The organism is Bremerella sp. P1, from assembly GCF_028748185.1.
Taxonomy (GTDB): Bacteria; Planctomycetota; Planctomycetia; order Pirellulales; family Pirellulaceae; genus Bremerella.
In genome coordinates this window covers 3720525-3737569 of record NZ_CP118164.1, presented here as the reverse complement: position 1 = coordinate 3737569, position 17045 = coordinate 3720525, and the positions used below count along the sequence as shown (strand labels likewise).

Annotated in this window: 15 protein-coding genes; 10 read left to right on the top strand and 5 right to left on the bottom strand. The window is 57.6% G+C overall.

What is annotated here, in order from left to right:
* Positions 1 to 2: 2 nt before the first annotated feature.
* The 4 genes from PSR63_RS15715 to PSR63_RS15700 form a co-directional block, all read right to left on the bottom strand.
* The gene (locus PSR63_RS15715) at positions 3 to 587 is read right to left on the bottom strand and encodes a DJ-1/PfpI family protein (RefSeq protein WP_274326626.1); all 585 of its coding nucleotides are present in this window, start codon (positions 585 to 587) and stop codon (positions 3 to 5) included.
* A gap of 1 nt (position 588) precedes the next feature.
* Positions 589 to 1530, bottom strand: coding sequence for a sugar phosphate isomerase/epimerase family protein (locus PSR63_RS15710; RefSeq protein WP_274326625.1), 942 nt, complete (start codon positions 1528 to 1530; stop codon positions 589 to 591).
* Between the two features lie 35 nt (positions 1531 to 1565).
* Positions 1566 to 2861: a Gfo/Idh/MocA family protein gene (locus PSR63_RS15705; RefSeq protein ID WP_274326624.1), complete on the bottom strand. Its 1296-nt coding sequence runs from the start codon at positions 2859 to 2861 to the stop codon at positions 1566 to 1568.
* Positions 2862 to 3031: 170 nt separating this feature from the next.
* On the bottom strand, positions 3032 to 4201 hold the full coding sequence (locus PSR63_RS15700) for a XylR family transcriptional regulator (protein WP_274326623.1): 1170 nt from the start codon (positions 4199 to 4201) through the stop codon (positions 3032 to 3034).
* A gap of 184 nt (positions 4202 to 4385) precedes the next feature.
* On the opposite strand from PSR63_RS15700, the gene PSR63_RS15695 reads away from it, so the two are divergent.
* The 6 genes from PSR63_RS15695 to PSR63_RS15670 all read left to right on the top strand — a co-directional run bounded on the left by PSR63_RS15695 (position 4386) and on the right by PSR63_RS15670 (position 10099).
* Positions 4386 to 4793, top strand: a complete 408-nt coding sequence (locus PSR63_RS15695; protein WP_274326622.1) for a hypothetical protein — start codon at positions 4386 to 4388, stop codon at positions 4791 to 4793.
* A 112-nt stretch (positions 4794 to 4905) separates the two neighbouring features.
* Positions 4906 to 6072, top strand: a complete 1167-nt coding sequence (locus PSR63_RS15690; protein WP_274326621.1) for an ABC transporter permease — start codon at positions 4906 to 4908, stop codon at positions 6070 to 6072.
* 31 nt (positions 6073 to 6103) lie between these two features.
* Positions 6104 to 6637 (top strand): hypothetical protein, encoded by a 534-nt coding sequence (locus PSR63_RS15685; RefSeq protein WP_274326620.1) that lies wholly within the window; start codon positions 6104 to 6106, stop codon positions 6635 to 6637.
* Positions 6638 to 6640: 3 nt separating this feature from the next.
* On the top strand, positions 6641 to 8263 hold the full coding sequence (locus tag PSR63_RS15680; protein WP_274326619.1) for an efflux RND transporter periplasmic adaptor subunit: 1623 nt from the start codon (positions 6641 to 6643) through the stop codon (positions 8261 to 8263).
* A 2-nt stretch (positions 8264 to 8265) separates the two neighbouring features.
* Positions 8266 to 8964: an ABC transporter ATP-binding protein gene (locus tag PSR63_RS15675; protein ID WP_274326618.1), complete on the top strand. Its 699-nt coding sequence runs from the start codon at positions 8266 to 8268 to the stop codon at positions 8962 to 8964.
* Positions 8957 to 10099 (top strand): ABC transporter permease, encoded by a 1143-nt coding sequence (locus PSR63_RS15670; protein WP_274326617.1) that lies wholly within the window; start codon positions 8957 to 8959, stop codon positions 10097 to 10099. The genes PSR63_RS15675 and PSR63_RS15670 overlap by 8 nt, the downstream gene beginning before the upstream one ends.
* On the opposite strand, the gene PSR63_RS15665 is transcribed toward PSR63_RS15670, so the two are convergent.
* Complete coding sequence (locus PSR63_RS15665) at positions 10096 to 12114, bottom strand: FAD-dependent oxidoreductase (RefSeq protein ID WP_274326616.1); 2019 nt, start codon at positions 12112 to 12114, stop codon at positions 10096 to 10098. The two genes, PSR63_RS15670 and PSR63_RS15665, sit on opposite strands and share 4 nt — an antisense overlap.
* A 411-nt stretch (positions 12115 to 12525) precedes the next feature.
* Between PSR63_RS15665 and PSR63_RS15660 the strand changes: the two genes are divergently transcribed.
* The 4 genes from PSR63_RS15660 to PSR63_RS15645 all read left to right on the top strand — a co-directional run bounded on the left by PSR63_RS15660 (position 12526) and on the right by PSR63_RS15645 (position 17026).
* The gene (locus PSR63_RS15660; RefSeq protein WP_274326615.1) at positions 12526 to 13161 is read left to right on the top strand and encodes a hypothetical protein; all 636 of its coding nucleotides are present in this window, start codon (positions 12526 to 12528) and stop codon (positions 13159 to 13161) included.
* Positions 13162 to 13319: 158 nt separating this feature from the next.
* Positions 13320 to 14228 (top strand): TVP38/TMEM64 family protein, encoded by a 909-nt coding sequence (locus PSR63_RS15655; protein ID WP_274326614.1) that lies wholly within the window; start codon positions 13320 to 13322, stop codon positions 14226 to 14228.
* 14 nt (positions 14229 to 14242) lie between these two features.
* On the top strand, positions 14243 to 15793 hold the full coding sequence (locus PSR63_RS15650; RefSeq protein ID WP_274326613.1) for a mercuric reductase: 1551 nt from the start codon (positions 14243 to 14245) through the stop codon (positions 15791 to 15793).
* A gap of 72 nt (positions 15794 to 15865) precedes the next feature.
* Positions 15866 to 17026 carry a methyltransferase domain-containing protein gene (locus PSR63_RS15645; protein WP_274326612.1) on the top strand — a complete coding sequence of 387 codons (1161 nt, stop codon included), beginning with the start codon at positions 15866 to 15868 and terminating at the stop codon, positions 17024 to 17026.
* Positions 17027 to 17045 lie beyond the last annotated feature (19 nt).

Sequence of the window (17045 nt, the reverse complement as noted above, 5' to 3'; positions counted from 1 at the left end):
CCTTACGCTCCCACACCACCGGCGGCTGCCGTACGGGCTTCTTCCAGCAAGTTCATGAACGCTCCGAAGTAGCGTCCGTTGTCATGGAACGTGCGGCCGCTGACGATGTTCCCGTCGACAACACACGCTTCGTCGACAAACGTCCCGCCGCACACTTCCAAGTCGAACTTACACTTGGGGACCGTCGCCATTTTGCGACCGCGGACACAATCGGCGTAGGCAAGCACCTCGACCCCGTGGCATACCGAAGCCACCGGCTTCCCTTGTTCAACAAACCAGCGGGTTGCCGCCACAAGGTGTTCGTCGTAGCGAATGTACTCAGGGGCACGGCCGCCGCTGAACATGATACCGGCGTACTGCTCGGGAATGATTTCGGAGAACGCAATCTGCGCTTCGATCGTGTAGCCTTCCCACTCTTTGGTGATGGTCCAGCCTGGCTTGATCTCGTGCATCACCATCTGAAACGATCCCCGGCGAGGTCCCGCCACCACCGGCTCGAAGCCACCTTCTTGCAGCCGGTAGTAGGGATACAGCGTGTCCAGTGTTTCCGATGCGTCGCCAATAATGATGAGTACTTTGTCCGACACGTTAGTTTCCTTTATTCAGTTTCGAAACACATTGGCTCAGGTAATCTCGCCCCCGCACGATCTCGGCCGTTGTTTCGGCCACGGTAGGCAAGATGGGAATCCCGCGAGGATACGGGTGCATGAACACCTCGGTCCACCCTTGGTACTTCACGTCTGCCAAGGCCTGAAGCAGCGGCTGGAAATCGAGCGGGCCGCGACCTGGCATCTGAAGCAACTGCTTCTCAACCGGCATTGGCTCATGCGAACCGGCCCCGTGCTGCCAGGCATAGAACATCTGCATCCCCTCACCCAGTTCACGAATGAGCCCGGCAAGCTGCTCTTCATCCTGCGGCAGATGATACGGGGCCAAGGCAATGGCCAGATGCTTCGAGGGACGAAGTTCTAGCAGCCACCGCAGCGAGTCAGGCGAATCGATCAGGTTGTTCGCGTGATTCTCGATCGCAATGGTGACGCCGTTTTCCTCGGCGACTTCGATATGCGGTTTCATCTTCTCAATGAATGCCGCGACGGCCTTCTTCAGTTCAGGCCCCTTGGCATCTTTGGGTCCGGCGCCGCCGGTAATCATCAGGGGGCAACCCAGTCGCTTGGCCAGCGGCATCTCGCTTTGCAAACCGAACGGTCCCAGTTTGTACTGCGTGATACAACCAAGCTTGACGTCATTGGCTTCCAGCAGTTCGGCAAAACGATCGACTCCCATCGCTTCGACTTGCTCGCGTTGATCGCCATGAACCTTGGGCCAAATGTCGATATGCGTCGCGCCGATCTTCTTGGCTTCCGGAAGAATTTCTTCCAGCTCGCTGTAGCCGTACATGCACGAAGGCAGCATGTATTTCAGTTGAAACTGGCTTTCCGATGCCAATATTGGCGTCGCCCAGGCGGCACCTAACAGCCCAGCAGAAAGCTTATGGAACGTACGACGGTCAATCGTAGGCTTGGGGTTCATAGTCATGTCTTTGTCGGCACATCAGGGGTGGGGTGTTAGACGATCTCGTAGCCGGCGCGTTGCGGGCGGCTGAGATGTTGATTGGCTTCGTCGTCTCCGTCGAACATCTCGGTCTTGGGGTTCCACGTCAGCTTTCGCCCAACTCGCATCGAGATATTCCCCAGGTGACACGTACTGACGCTGCGATGCTGGCCTTCGATATCGGAAACCGGCAACTTTCGTGAAGCAACACAATCGAAGAAATTACCCATGTGATTGATGATCGCATCGAGCTTGCCTGCCCGCTCGGGGCGCTCGAGATTATCGAAGTCGTACAGCACAAAGTCCTCGCGGGGGAGCTTACGTTCAGTCGGTGCGCCATCGAGCGTCCCGCGATTCACGAAGATGCGTCCCTTGTCGCCGGTAAACATGACCCCATTGCGACCCGTATCCGAGACCGTCATTTCGACGCCATTGTCGAGCTTGTACTTCACATGATAGTCGACCGCCACGTTGTAGCCGTTCTCGACCGACGGCATCTTGGCGGTTCCATCGATTTCCACCGGCAGACCTCCTGCTCCCCACTGACCGATGTCGATATGGTGAGCTCCCCAGTCAGTCATCTGACCACCGCTGTACTCGTACCACCAGCGGAAGGTGTAATGCGAACGCTCAGGGATATACGGCACGTCCGGAGTCTGTCCCTGCCACATGTCCCAGTTGAATGTCTTGGGAATCGGCTTCGTCTCGAAGGGACCACCGGTCTTGTTCTTACCCAAGACGATATCCACTTTTTCCAGGTTACCGACCCAGCCTTGCCGCACCATTTCGACGGCGGTGCGAAAGCGGATGTCACTTCGCTGCCACGAGCCTACCTGTACCACACGGCCGGTTTCCTTGACGACCTCGCGGAGCTTCTTGCCTTCATCAATGGTGAGCGTAAGTGGCTTTTCACAGTAGACGTCTTTGCCCGCTCGACAGGCATCGATCACCATCTTGGTGTGCCAATGATCAGGCGTGCCGATCATGACGACGTCGACATCCTCACGAGCGAGCAACTCGCGGTAGTCCTCCATCAGGGACGACTTGCCACCAAAATCGGAATTGGCCTTTTCTAGAATCTCGCGATCGACATCAGCCAAAGCGACGATATCGCCATGGGCCGCTGCTTTTTCGGTAATGACCGAACCTTGATAACGCAGGCCAATCGCACCAATTCCCAGCCGACTGTTCGCATCCCGCGGTTTCTCGGCGGCGCGTAGCGCCGGCAGCGAACCGAAAACCATGGAAGTAGAAGCGGCCGCCGATACTTGGGTAATCCATTGACGGCGATCAAGAGTCGAGCGGGACATAACGTAGCTCCGAGGCAGGCAAGGGCATGAGGAAGATAAGAGGGGCAAGGACTCGCGACCAGCCAGAACGGTTGGCCTGAGTGATGCTTCTATCGTGACGCATCCTGGCGGCAGATACAATCCGCAAATGCGTCTACCTACTCCGTTATTTTGCCATGCCCATACTTGAGTTAACGAGCCTTGCGACGGTCTTGGCGATATTGCCCTGGCGGCATGCCATACAGTTCCCGGAACGTTTCGGCCAGGTGTTGAGTCCGGCGAAAGCCGCAGCGCTGGGCAATGACCGCGAGCGTGAGATCCGTATGCGTAAGCATTTCCTCGGCGCGCAACAGCTTCAAACGGATGAGTTCCTGGTTGGGCGATCGTCCTAAGAGCTTCCGGAGCCCACGTTCCAGCGAGCTTCTTGAAATGGCGACCTCCTTCAGCACATCCGATACACCAATGCCTTCGCAGGCATGCTCGCGCATGAAGAGCAACGCATTGGCCAGATCACGGTCGTCCACCGCCACAACATCCGACGAGAGCCGGGTAACGATCCCCAGCGGTTCGACCAGGACCGGCTTCTTGGGCGGCTTACCGCCTTTCATCATGTGTTCGAGAAGCTCGGCGGCCCGGTAGCCAATGGCCGTGCCGTTCAGTTCGACACTTGATAGGGGAGTCGTGGCCATCGTGCAAAGCGAAGCATCGTTTTCGACCCCGACCACGGCGACCTCCTCCGGCACAATCGCTCCACATCGGCGGCAGGCATCCAAGAGCCAGAAGCCGAGTTGATCGGTACACGCCATCACACCTACCGGCTTGGGCAAACGATGGATCCAGTCGGCTAATTCCTTTTGGGCCTGCTCCCACTCGGTCGGTTGTTCACGGCGGTTGAGGGGATGGTAGCGCGAGGCTGCGTAGCCGTTCTCGGCGACGGTCTGCACGAAGTTCTCGCAGCGCTGCTGAAAGTATTCCTCGGCCCCCAACTGATACACAGCAAAGTTGCGAAAGCCACGATCCAGGAAGTGTTCGGCCACCAGCTTGCCCAACGAGTAGTTGTTCACGCCCACCAGCGGAAAGGAATGCTTCAGCCGCGTCGAACGCAATTCGACCGTCGGCACCCTGGCACGCTTTACGGCATCGACCATGGCCTGTGAGCCACTGCGGGTCATGATTCCGTTGCCACTCCAGGTCGGCAGCCAGGGCGGGGCAGGGGACTCGAGCGAACGCGACTCCACCAAAAGGGACCAGGGACCATGTTCGGCCACGTACTTGCGCACGCCGTGCAGCAGTTCTCGTCCATACGTCCGAGACGTTTCAATCAGCAAGGCAACATGCGGCGAAGCACTCTTGGTGGGCATTAGTTACGTCACGTTGAAATCAGAACATTGATCGCGGTATCTATCGTGCGTTCTCCGGAAAGGAAAGACAAGTTCCCCGCCGTGGCATGGGACGATACGGTCACGCAAAGTGGTCAGCTGGAAACAACTGAACTTGCCTTACAAGCATTCGAAGTACACAATACTAAAAGAAGGAACTTGATCCGTGCGAAGTATTTCACTGCTCACCATCCTGGCATTGCTTTACTGCCCGCTCGCTTGTGCGGTGGGTCAGGGGTATGGTGTAAGCTCGCAACTTGGCGACGGATCGGAAAGCGAATCGCCTGTTTGTTGCTGCTGTTCCAACACTTCCAAGAACTCCGGGCCTGCCGATTCGGATGATACCGAATCGAAGCACAAAGACTGCCAAGGCATCTGTAACGGTGCGGTGGTCGAGCGCCATGACATCAGTATCGATTTGCCCGAGATGGCTTTCGTAGCCATCTACCCTGCATTTCCGCACGTTGCTATCGATCCGTCGACCACGCTACGAAAACATGACTTTTCGCTCCCGGACGAGCATATTCTTTCAGGTCGCCAGCTGCGCACACGATTTCTAGCGCTGACCTGCTAAATCGCGATGCCCTCTCGCATCGTGAAGCCTTAACTTGTCGCCCAGCATATTGCTGCGCGGATGATCCGGTTAGGCCTCGTTCACTCGATTGATCCCTGAGATGGGTATCGCTATGTGGTTTCGCCCCCTTGCCTGGGACTACGCGATCCGAAACCTGTTCCGTCGACCGCTGCGTACCTTGTTAACGTTGGGTGCGTTGACGGTGGTGATTTTGCTGGTCTTTATCGTCGTCGGTTTCATCCGCGGGTTGGAGAGAAACCTGCAAGTCAGCGGAGATTCCGACACCGTATTGATTTTCTCACTCGGAATGGGAGAAAACCTCGAATACTCCTCGATTCCCATGCGATCGAGCGACTTGATCGCGGCTAGTATTCCCGGTATTCGCGAGCGACAAGGCAAGAAGTACGTTTCGCCTGAACTGTACCTAGGCACAGAAGTTGCCACCGATTCGATGGCTCAGCCTGCGATGGGTTTGGTGCGCGGTGTGACACCGGAAGTGCTCTTGGTTCGCAATCGTATTCAGCTGGAAAAGGGTCACTGGCCAGGCCCCGGCGAGGTCCTTGTCGGCCGGATGGCGGCGGTCAAACTCGGTCTTGAACAGGATGCGATTGTCCCCGGAGATGAAGTCCAGTTTGAAGGACGACCCTGGAAAGTCGCTGGTACCTTTTCCGCGACTGGGGGGGCCTTTGAATCGGAAGTGTGGTGTCGGCTGGACGAACTTCAGCAATCGATGAAGCGGCAAGACCTGAGCCTGGTGGCGCTGCGGCTTAGCTCTTCCGGCGACTTTAGCGACGTCGACTTATTCTGCAAAGAACGACTCGATCTCGAACTGCAAGCTGCGCGAGAAACCGAATACTACGCGGGCCTCCAGCGCGATTATGGCCCCATCCGCTGGCTTGCCTGGCTGGTAGTCTTGTTGATCTCCGGTGCCGGGATCCTGGCGGGGTTAAACACCATGTATGGCGCCGTCGTGGGTCGCATCTCGGAACTTGCCATGCTGCAAACCCTCGGGTTTGTACGGCGTGCCATCCTGCTCAGCTTGATCCAGGAAGGTCTCCTGTTAGCGGCCTCGGCCAGCTTATTGGCAACACTGATCGCACTGACCGTTTTCAACGGAGCATCGGTGCGATTCACCATGGGAGCGTTCGCTCTCAGGATTGATAACGTGTGCATTCTGGTCGGATGCGGCGTTGGTTTTTTACTCGGATTCTTAGGCTCGCTCCCGCCTGCTTACCGTGCCTTGCGGATGCCGGTGGTCGATGGTCTCAAATCTGTTTGATTTTGATTTTTCACCTTGGAAAGGAATAAACATGAAAACGACACTCTCCCTGGTTTTGTTCACTGCGTTGTCCCTCGTGGTAGTTGGCTGCACCCAATCAAGCGACACGACGAGGACGACTAATAGTGATGAAGTCCTTTCGCCGGAGATGAGAAAATATGTGCTCACGTCGGAACCGTCCGGAGCCCAGGAAGTAATCGCCGTTCGTGAGTCGGCAAAGGATGACGATGAAATCACCATCGTCGGCCGCATTGGTGGTTCGGCCAATCCCTGGGTCGAGGGCCTGGCTGCGTTCTCGATCGTCGACCCTTCCCTCAAAGCTTGCAGCGACATCCCCGGCGATGCGTGTGAGGTGCCGTGGGACTATTGCTGCGAAACCGACAAACTCCCCGGGGCAACCGCATTAGTCAAAGTCGTCGACCAAAACGGAGACGTTCTCAAAGCAGACGCGCGTCAGTCGCTGTTGCTGGACGAACTCCAGACGGTCGTTGTCCATGGAAAAGCGAAACGCGACGCCGAAGGCAATTTGACCGTTCTCGCCGATAGTCTCTACGTGAGGAAATAACCGATGGCAGAAGTCGATCTGAAACAACTCGCGATCGACCGAGGCGCCACCGCGGCAGATCGAAGTGGTAAAGATCTACCGATCCGGCATCACTTCATTTCACGTGTCTTAATACCAGGCATACTGGTCGCCGGATTCGTGGCCCTGGTGGTGTGGGCGTCGTGGGATCTGATTTTCCCTGCGATGCCGGTGAAAGTTGTCCCGGTGGTCGCCTCGAAAGCGAGAATCCAGTCGGCCGGAACGCCCTTGTTCCAGGCCGCTGGCTGGGTCGAACCGCGCCCGATACCGATTCGCGTTGCCGCGCTTTCGCCAGGTGTGATCGAAGAATTGCTCGTGGTGGAAGATCAAGCCGTCAGCAAAGGCGATCCGGTTGCAAACCTCGTGCGGGAAGACAACCAGCTTGCCTACGAACGCGCCATAGCCGATCGCGATTTGCGTCAGGCCGAAGTCGATCAGGCCCAAGCGGCACTCGATGCGGCCAACATTCGGGTCGAACAGCCTGTTCACCTGGAAGCCCAACTGGCCGAAGCCGAAGCCCAGGTTTCGCGAATCGACACGCAACTGCAAAACCTTCCGTTCGAGGTGCGCCGGGCCGAAGCGATGCGTGAATACGCCAAGCTCGAACACCAGCGAAAAGTCGATGCGGGTATCGCGGTCTCGAAGTTGACGGTTGAAGAAGCCGTTTCACGGCTGGCAACCGCCGAGGCAACGCTCGAGGAACTAATCCAGCGCAAAAGTACTCTTCAAGCTGAAAAGCTTGCCTGGAGCAAACGCCAAGAGGCGCTCAAGACCCAGCTCGATCTGTTAGTGGACGAGATGGAAGCGAAAGCGACCGCCCAGGCCGAACTCCAGGCCGCCAAGGCTCGCCTGCGACAAGCCGAAGTCGCGCTCGCCCAAGCCAAGCTGGCCCTCGACCGAATGGTTGTCCGTGCCCCGGTAGCTGGTCGAATCTACCAACTGCTCAGCCCGCCTGGTACGCACCTCGGCACGATGCCGTCGCAGCGCACCGAGTCGGACAGCAGTACGGTTGTCACCATGTATCGGCCCGATAGTCTTCAGGTACGCGTCGATGTTCGTTTCGAGAACATCCCGCAAGTGTCACTCGATCAGCAAGTGACGATCAACAACCCGGCACTCGACGAGCCGATCGTCGGCCGCGTGCTATTCATCAGTTCCGAGGCGGACATCCAGAAGAATACACTTCAAGTGAAAGTGGCCCTGCCGGATCCGCCCAATTATTTCAAGCCAGAAATGTTGGTCGACGTGACGTTTCTCGCTCCTGAAGTCGAGCAGAAAACCGACTCGATCCAGGAAGAGATGCGGATCTATATCCCTTCAGAATTGGTGCTCAGCGAAGATGGCCAGGCATTTGTCTGGCGAGCGGACCAAGCTGCCGGCAAGGCTCGAAAGACTTCGATCACCGTTGCGGCAACTCCCTCCGGCCCGATGACCGAGGTCCTGTCCGGCTTGAACCTGGGAGATCGACTGATCTTCAATCCATCGCCTGACCTGCAAGAGAACACCGCGATCCAAGTAATTGACGAAGTCGAAGAGTCGTCTGCCATGACTACGCAAAACCGCGTTGTTCGCTCCACGCTCCACCGACTTCCCCCGCAAGGAGAATAACCATGGCCTTGGTTGAAGTCAGCCACGTTACCAAGCAGTACCACAAAGGCGACGAGACGATCACGCCGCTGGATGACGTCTCACTGGAGATCGAGCGTGGTGAGTTCCTGTCCCTGATGGGAGCCAGCGGTACCGGCAAGAGCACCCTGTTAAACCTGATCGCCACGATCGACCGCCCCAACTCCGGCAGCATTGTGGTCAATGGAACGGACCTTACCAGGCTCTCCCGTACTAAGTTGGCCAAGTGGCGTGCCGCGCACCTTGGCTACGTGTTTCAAACCCATAACCTCGTACCGGTACTGACGGCCTACGAGAACATCGAACTTCCCTTGCTGCTGCTGCCCATGTCGCGGGCCGAACGTCGGCAACGTGTGAAGATTGCCCTGGAAGCGGTCGACCTGATCGACAGGGCAGGGCACTACCCACGGCAACTCTCAGGCGGTCAGGAACAACGCGTCGGCATTGCCCGGGCGATCGTGAATCACCCACTGGTGGTCGTGGCCGACGAACCGACTGGTGACCTCGACCCGGAAACATCGGAGCAGATCCTGCACCTGCTCGGTCGGTTGAACCGCGAACTGGGTGTCACGCTGCTGATGGTGACCCACGACCGGGAAGCTGCCTTGGTCGCCCACCGGCAGTTCCAACTCGACCGAGGCAAACTGGTCGAAACGACCAACCGCGAGGTGGAACATGCTTAAGTTCTTTCCATTGATCCTCAAGACACTGTGGAGACATCGCGCCCGAACGGCATTGACCTGCCTGGGTGCCGCGATCGCGCTCTTCGTCTTCTGCTTTGTGGGTGCCGTCCAGGAAGGCATGGACGACCTTCAAACAAGACAGGCAGCCAAGGGTTCGTTGATTGTCTTCCAGGCCAACAAGTTTTGTCCGGCCACGAGTCACTTGCCGCAAGACTATCAGCAGCAAATCCAAAAGATGCCTGGCGTCGACGACGTGATCCCGATTCAAGTGTTCACCAACAATTGTCGAGCCAGCCTGGACGTGATCGTCTTTTATGGCCTTCCGCCTGAAAAGATTCGCAAGGCGCGCGACTTTCAGTTGAAAGCGGGAAGCTGGAGCGAGTTTGAAGAACACCAGGACGCGGCCGTCGTAGGCAGTGCCGTGGCATCACGCCGAGGAATCGGCGTGGGCGATAAGTTTTCAATCGGCGATCTGACTGTGCAGGTAGCTGGGGTCTTTACCTCGTCGGACCCAGCCGAGGAAAACTACATCTATTCCCACCTCGAGTTTCTGCAGCGTAGCAAAGGGATGAACCTGGTTGGTACCGTTACCCAGCACGAAGTGCTGCTGAAACCAGGCACCGATCAACTGGCCGTCTGCGAGATGATTGACGACAAGTTCCGTGGAGGCTCGGTGGAAACCGACACGCGGCCCAAAGGGGTTTTCCAAGCCAAGAGCCTGGGAGATCTGACGCAATTGGTCGCCATGTCGAAGTACCTCGGTTATGCGTGCGTCATCATCGTGCTCTCGCTGGTCTCGACCACGACGGTGATGTCGGTTCAGGACCGCATCAAGGAACACGCTGTCTTGCAGACACTCGGTTTCACCGGGCGGACCGTCTTCACCCTGGTTCTTTCCGAGAGCATCATCCTGAGCGTGATCGGTGGCGTGCTGGGTATTGTCCTTGCCGTTGTCACACTCGAATTCAGCAGCCTGTCCGTATCCGCCGAGGCAGTCAGCGTTGCCTTCCTGCCTTCGCTTCGACTGATTCTCGTTTCGCTGGTCGTCGCACTCGTGACAGGGCTTGCCGCAGGAATCTGGCCCGCATGGCAAGCCGCACGTGTCGATATCCTCGGAGCCCTGCGTGCTTCTTAGTTTTCATCGACCGGCACAAACACGACCGCGTCGATGATCACAAACCCGTTGGTCCCTTCGTTGCTGACAACGACTTGGCCTTGCTCGTCGAAGTGAAACTTACCTAGCGAAACGAACAGGTCGTCGATGCTCGGTTTCTCGCGCTGGTTGACGGTAACCTTTTGCTCGCCGCCCGCATGCTGAATCGTCACCGGCAAGTTGCGGGCGCGGTTGCCGTTGGCCGAATACGCCAGGCGGACTTCGTACTCCCCTGGCTTCAGCTTCGTGGCAAAGGTTGCGGTCGTTTTGCCTTTGGCTTGATCTTGATCGTGACGATATCCGCGACCGACAAACGGGCGAATGTGATTGGATTCTTCCCACTCGCCAGAAAGCTTGGCGTCTCGATCGTCGACCACGACCCCCTTCAAGGTCTTCGGGCTGATCGGTCCCTTGGAAGCCCCTTCGTACTGGATGATCTGGCCATCGGCTAACAATCGCTTGGCCAGTGGTTCGTACTTCACGTTCTGCACGGTGACCTGGTCGTCGATGGCCTGTGCGGCGGCCGTCGCGGCGCTTTGACCGAGAATCATGAACACCGGCTCCATACGAATCGAACCAAACGAAATGTGGCTCGACGAAAGAGCCACCGGTACCAACAGGTTCGTGCATTCGGACGCCTTAGGCGTGATGGCTCGGTAAGCGACTGGGTAAGGCGAAACGCCGATCTCGACATTCCCTTCGTTGCGAATTGCCCCATCAACCGCCACCATCTGGCAGTGATGCGAATCCATGTTGTACGACGCCAGCCCGATCGAATCCTCGGGGATCTTGTAGCCTTGGCAGTTGTCCTGGGTCATCACGTAGTCGCTGACCATGCGGCGACCTTCGCGGATGTAGAGTTCGTGCGTCCAGCCGCTGGTGTCTTGGTACTCGTCGCTGGGCAAACCAAACGACGCGAACTTCTCCCGCCACTCGTCCGGGATGCGTGGCGAGTGGGTCAGGAAGTACATGACACCGATCTGGTAGTTCGCGTGGTCCTGATAGATTTTCTCACGCGTTACCCAGTCTCCTTCCGGCCAATCGGTATTTCCGCCGACGAAGTCAATGAAGTAGGCACCGTTGAACAGATGGTGATTGTTCGTATCGATCGACCAACCCATGCGTGGATCGGCTCCTGATTCGAACAAGCGAGCCAGCACTTCGTACTGCTGTGTGTCGTAGATGTTCGGCTTAGGAAACGGTATGCGATCCTTTCCTTTGACCAATCGCATGCGAAAGCAATAGGCCTGGATCGCCTTGTCCCCTTCGCCAGGCACACCGCCATCGGCAACAATCCGCGGCAGCAATCCGCTCGATGGATCACCTGGCTTCACGTACGGGTCGACTGCCGTTGGGAAGTTGTGCCCGCCGGTGCCTGGCTGACGGATACCATCGTACGTTTCGTCGTAGACACTGTTGGCTTCACGGCCCACGGCGTACGACACGCCAGCTCGGGCAAAGAGGTCCCCTTCATACGTCGCATCGATAAACTGCTTGGCCTTGACGACCAGGCCATCTTCCATCGAGATCGATGTGATCTGCGTACCGTCCTTGGTCACTTTATCGAGGTGCGCCAAGTAATGCACATCCACGCCTGCGTCGGCCAGCATCTTTTTGTAAACGTCTTCAGCGTCCGACGGCTTGAAGTTTCGTTGTCCGATCTGATTGTAGAACTCGCGTGCGATCCCACCGCACACGTCCGCGCCGCCCCCGTCGGTATGGCTCAGGCCGCCGGTCGTTAAACCACCGACATGCTTGCCGAACGAAAGGAGCACGGCCGACTTGCCCATGCGACGTGCCTGGATCGCCGCGACGACACCACCGCTGGTTCCGCCATAGACGCAAATGTCCGTTTCGATTTCACGCGGCTCCACCTTCTCTGGCGGATAGTAATAACGCAGACCGGCAACCGCAGGTTCCGGCAACGTTTGAGCCAGGCCGTGACCGGCCATTGCAAGAATCAAAAGGACGACAGCAGGCAGAAGAGTCTTTTGCATGATGGGATGCCATGAGGGGGGAACAAGTCAGACGAAGTCTTTCTATTACACTCTGTGGGCCGCCAACATTCAAACCCTGGCAAACACTCGATCGCCGCGGATCACAGCCTCGGCAACTCCTTTCGATATATAAACTTACGCAGCAATCGATAATCAAATGGATCCTCGTGCTATCAATCGCGTGTGCTATCGCGCAGCGTGCCTGAAATCCGCGAGCACTGATACGTCTCTCGCTCCCTTTTTTGCCGTCGTTTAAGTATTGATCTCGATAGTGCTTGCTGCGATTATCTCCGCGTCAAATTCGGTTCAACTGGCGCAATCCGAAAAGTCGATACCTTTGCTGGGGCGATACGTTTAGACCAGAGTGTTCCCCAACAACCGGCGGAATGCCTTTGGCCAAGGAATGAAAGAATGCAGCGGCGACAATTTCTGAAAACTCTCACGAAACCTGTGGTTTTGGCACCGGTAGCGTTAACACCCGTGGCGTTGTTTTCGACCGGATGCGGATCGCTGATGCATTCCAACCGCGTTGGCCAACCGCATACCAATCAAATCGACTGGAAGATCGCTGCGCTCAATGGGCTGGGGATGCTGTTCTTCTTCGTCCCGGGCGTGGTCGCATTTGCCGTCGACTTCTACACCGGTGCGATCTACCTTCCTTACGAAGAAACCTACCCGACGTACCAAGTGCCGACTCCTGCTGCCAACCAATCACCCACGTGGAGCCCCAGCGACGCCCCTGGCATTGCCCCCGCTGACTTGCCAGCGCCTCCACCAACCGTGCCGGTCATGCAGCAAACGTCGACCGCCGTTCCTGGTGCCCAATTGCGTCAGGTCCAGATTCCAAAAAATCACATCAATTCCCAAACGCTCGAGCACGTCGTCTCGACCCACACCGGTCACCAGATCTCGCTGGATGATCAGTACATGCGACTGAGTGTCCTAGACAAGCTCGACGGCTTTCAAGATCAGCATAAGCGTCACGAAGAAGACCACAGCTTCGGCTCAACCGTGCATAACTTCTTTGCCCGCCTGCGAAATGCTTAGTGGGATGGTTGCGATCGGCAGCCACCAAGTGTTCGCTATTTCACTCGGTACCTGCCTGCGGTTCGAGTAGACTTGAGGGCTGACCCTTCGATCGAACTTTCCCCTGCGTATCGACACTTCCCGAAGGTGTTCGCCGATGCGCTGAGTCTCACGAGTGAATGAACGCGCATCTCGGCTCAGATTCCGAAGCTTCCACCGACGCGATCGCTACATGGCTGTTGCGTGTCCGCTGGATGGCCGTTCTGATCGGGGTGATCTGCCTGGTGGTGCTGGTCCGCAGTTTACCGACGCAGGACCTATTGGCATCCATCGAGTCGTGGATTTCATCACTCGGGGTATGGGGACCGGTCGTCCTGACGCTGGCCTATATTGTGGCCACGGTGCTGTTTGTGCCAGGCACCATTCTTACGCTCGTCGCCGGGGCCATTTATGGTCTGGGCGTTGGCATGGTGATTGTCTCGATTGGTTCGACAATCGGGGCGGCGCTGTGCTTTCTGATCGCTCGTTACGCGGCCCGCGAGCGTGTTGCCCATTGGGCGGAGCGTTATCCACTGTTCGCGGCAATCGATAGTGCCATGGGGGAAGGTGGCTGGAAGATTGTGGCCTTGCTGCGTTTATCGCCAGCGATTCCCTTCAACGTGCAGAACTATCTGTACGGACTGACTCCCATTCGATTCTGGCCGTATGTCCTTGCAAGTTGGCTGGCCATGTTGCCGGGCACGTTTCTTTACGTTTACTTAGGACATATCACCGGTGCGGCGTTAGGCCAAGATCGCGATCGCACGCCAGCGGAGTGGGTCTTCCTGGCCATCGGCCTGGCAGCCACCGTAATTGTCAGTGTCTACATCGCCCGACTGGCGCGCCGTAAAATTCGCAGTCAGGTTGTGGATGAGATCGACTCCCCGGCAACCCGCCAGCCAGAAGTCAGCGAAACCAAAGAGCCGCTTCCCAGGTATGTAGGTCGTACGATCCTGCTGGTCGCTTTCGCATTGGTTTTAGTGCTGCTGGCAGCGAACTCACACTTGATCGAGGCCTGGCTCAACACGCATCCTCGCGAAGCATTGTAAAGCAGGAAACCCGCATGGCTCCCCAGGACAGGCCGCAACCACTTCCCGACGCCATCATCCCCAGGCTGCCGCAGACAAGTCCTGACGATGAAGCGAATCGCCGCCTTGTCGACAACGTCCATCCGCCCGGCTGGAAGCCACCCAAGCCTGCGGGTCGATACAACCTGGTTGTCATCGGTGCCGGTACGGCTGGCCTGGTCGCGGCGGCCGGTGCCGCAGGCCTCGGCGCGAAAGTCGCGCTGATCGAACGCGACCTGATGGGAGGCGATTGTCTGAACGTGGGGTGCGTTCCCTCGAAAGGAATCATCAGCGCTGCCCGGATGGTTTTGCATCAGCGGCGCAGCCGCGAGTTCGGTGTGAACACGTCCCAAAATGGACCCACTGATTTCGCCGAGGTCATGCAGCGTATGCGTTCGCTACGAGCCGACATCAGCCCCAACGATTCGGCCGAGCGGTTCCAGAAGTTGGGCGTCGATGTCTATTTCGGCCAGGCCCAGTTTGTTGACGCGCAGACGATTGAAGTCGATGGGACGCGTCTCAACTTCAAGAAAGCCGTCATCGCGACCGGTGCTCGGGCCGCCGTCCCGGACATCCCTGGCCTCGACCAGGTAAACTACCTGACCAACGAAAGTGTCTTCTCACTGACCCAGCTACCACCACGACTGGGCGTGGTGGGCTCAGGGCCGATCGGCTGTGAACTGGCCCAAGCGTTTTCGCTACTCGGCTCTCAGGTCACTTTGCTCGGGCGTGCACCCCACGTCCTACACAAGGAAGACGCAGACGCCAGCGCGATCGTTGCCCGGGCCATGCAGCGCGATGGGGTTACTGTGCAAAACGGAATCTCCGATCTCCGGCTCGCGTCCGGCGACGGCATTCAATTGAATTGGAACGGCAGCAGCCAACACGCGGTCGTCGATCAACTTCTGATTGCGACCGGACGTCAACCGAACGTCGAGCACTTGAACCTGGAAGCCGTCGGGGTCGACTACGACGCCAAGGGAGTCAAGGTGAACGACCGTCTGCAAACGACCAACAAGAACATCTTCGCCGCTGGCGACATTTGCTCACCTTACCAATTCACCCACGCGGCCGATTTCATGGCCCGAGCCGTCATTCAAAATGCCCTCTTCTTCGGACGCAAGCGCTGGACCGACCTGGTGATTCCGTGGTGTACCTATACCTCACCCGAAATCGCCCACGTCGGTTTGAGCGAGCACCGAGCAAAAGAAGCAGGGCGGCCTATCGACACGTACATTCAGCATTTCTCCGAGAACGATCGAGCCCTGCTCGTGGGCGAGACCGAAGGCTTTGTCAAAGTCCATGTTAAACAGGGGACCGACAAGATCGTGGTGGCGACGATCGTCGCTCCCAGCGCCGGGGAAATGATTTCCGAGATCACCCTCGCCATGACCCACGGCCTGGGGCTTAGCAAAATCGGCAGCACGATTCACCCGTATCCCACCCAGGCCGAGGCGATCCGCAAGCTGGGAGATCAATACAATCGCACGCGATTAACTCCTTTTGTGAAGGCCCTTTTTCAGCGTTGGTTAAACTGGTCACGGTAATCGCGGTCGAACTTGCGTAGAAATTAAGATTCGGTCCAACGTCACTCACTAGCTGCAAACGTGAAACCCACTATGTCTACAACTCCAAATATCGACAGCGATCAGGCCGTGGCCCAGCGGTATGCGGGCGCCGCGCAAGAGCGTGAGGCGGCGCTCTGCTGTCCCGTACAGTACGATACCCGGCTATTGGAAGTGATCCCCGACGAAGTCATCGAGCGCGACTACGGCTGTGGCGACCCCACCCCGTTTGTGCGGCCAGGGGATACGGTGCTCGACCTGGGTAGCGGCGGAGGAAAACTCTGCTTCATCGCGGCCCAGATGGTTGGCCCCGAGGGACGCGTGATCGGTGTCGACTGCAATCCCGAGATGCTCGGTCTGGCCCGCAGACACGCCCCGACGGTGGCCGAGCGTATCGGCTATGCAAACGTCGAGTTTCGCAATGGAATGATCCAAGACTTGCAACTGGACCTCGACCAACTCGCTACCGTACTGGCCGACCAACCCGCCAGCGATCTTTCCAGCTACCATGCCCTGCGGCATGCAACGCAGCGGATTCGCAGCGAGCGGCCTTTGGTCGAAAACGACTCGGTCGACTGCATTTTATCCAACTGTGTTCTGAATCTTGTGAAGCTGACCAACCGGCGTCAGCTGTTCGCTGAAATGTTCCGCGTTTTGCGTATCGGTGGCCGTGTGGCGATCAGTGATATCGTGAGTGATGAAACCGTTCCCGAGTCGCTCAAGAACGATCCGACGCTCTGGTCAGGATGCATCAGTGGTGCGTTTCGCGAAGACGAATTCCTCGCGGCGTTTATCGACGCAGGCTTCCACGGCATCGAAATCGTCAAACGCCAGGCCGAGCCTTGGCAGACCGTCGAAGGCATCGAGTTTCGCTCGGTGACCATCATGGCCTATAAAGGCAAGCAAGGTCCTTGCCTGGAACGCAATCAAGCGGTCATCTATCGCGGCCCGTTCTCGACCGTTAAAGATGACGATGGCCACCTCTACCATCGCGGCGAGCGGATGGCCGTTTGCGACAAGACCTTTCGTCTGCTGCAGCGTGAGCCCTACGCCGCGATGTTTGACTTCGTCGAGCCTCGAGAACCGATCCCCCTGGACGATGCCGAGCCGTTTGCCTGTCACCGCAGTGCCCGGCGTCATCCGCGGCAGACGAAAGGCCTGGACTACGACGCCACCACCGAGGCGCCCGGAGATTGCGGCGAGGACTGCTGTTAGGCGCCAGATCGCTTAAGAC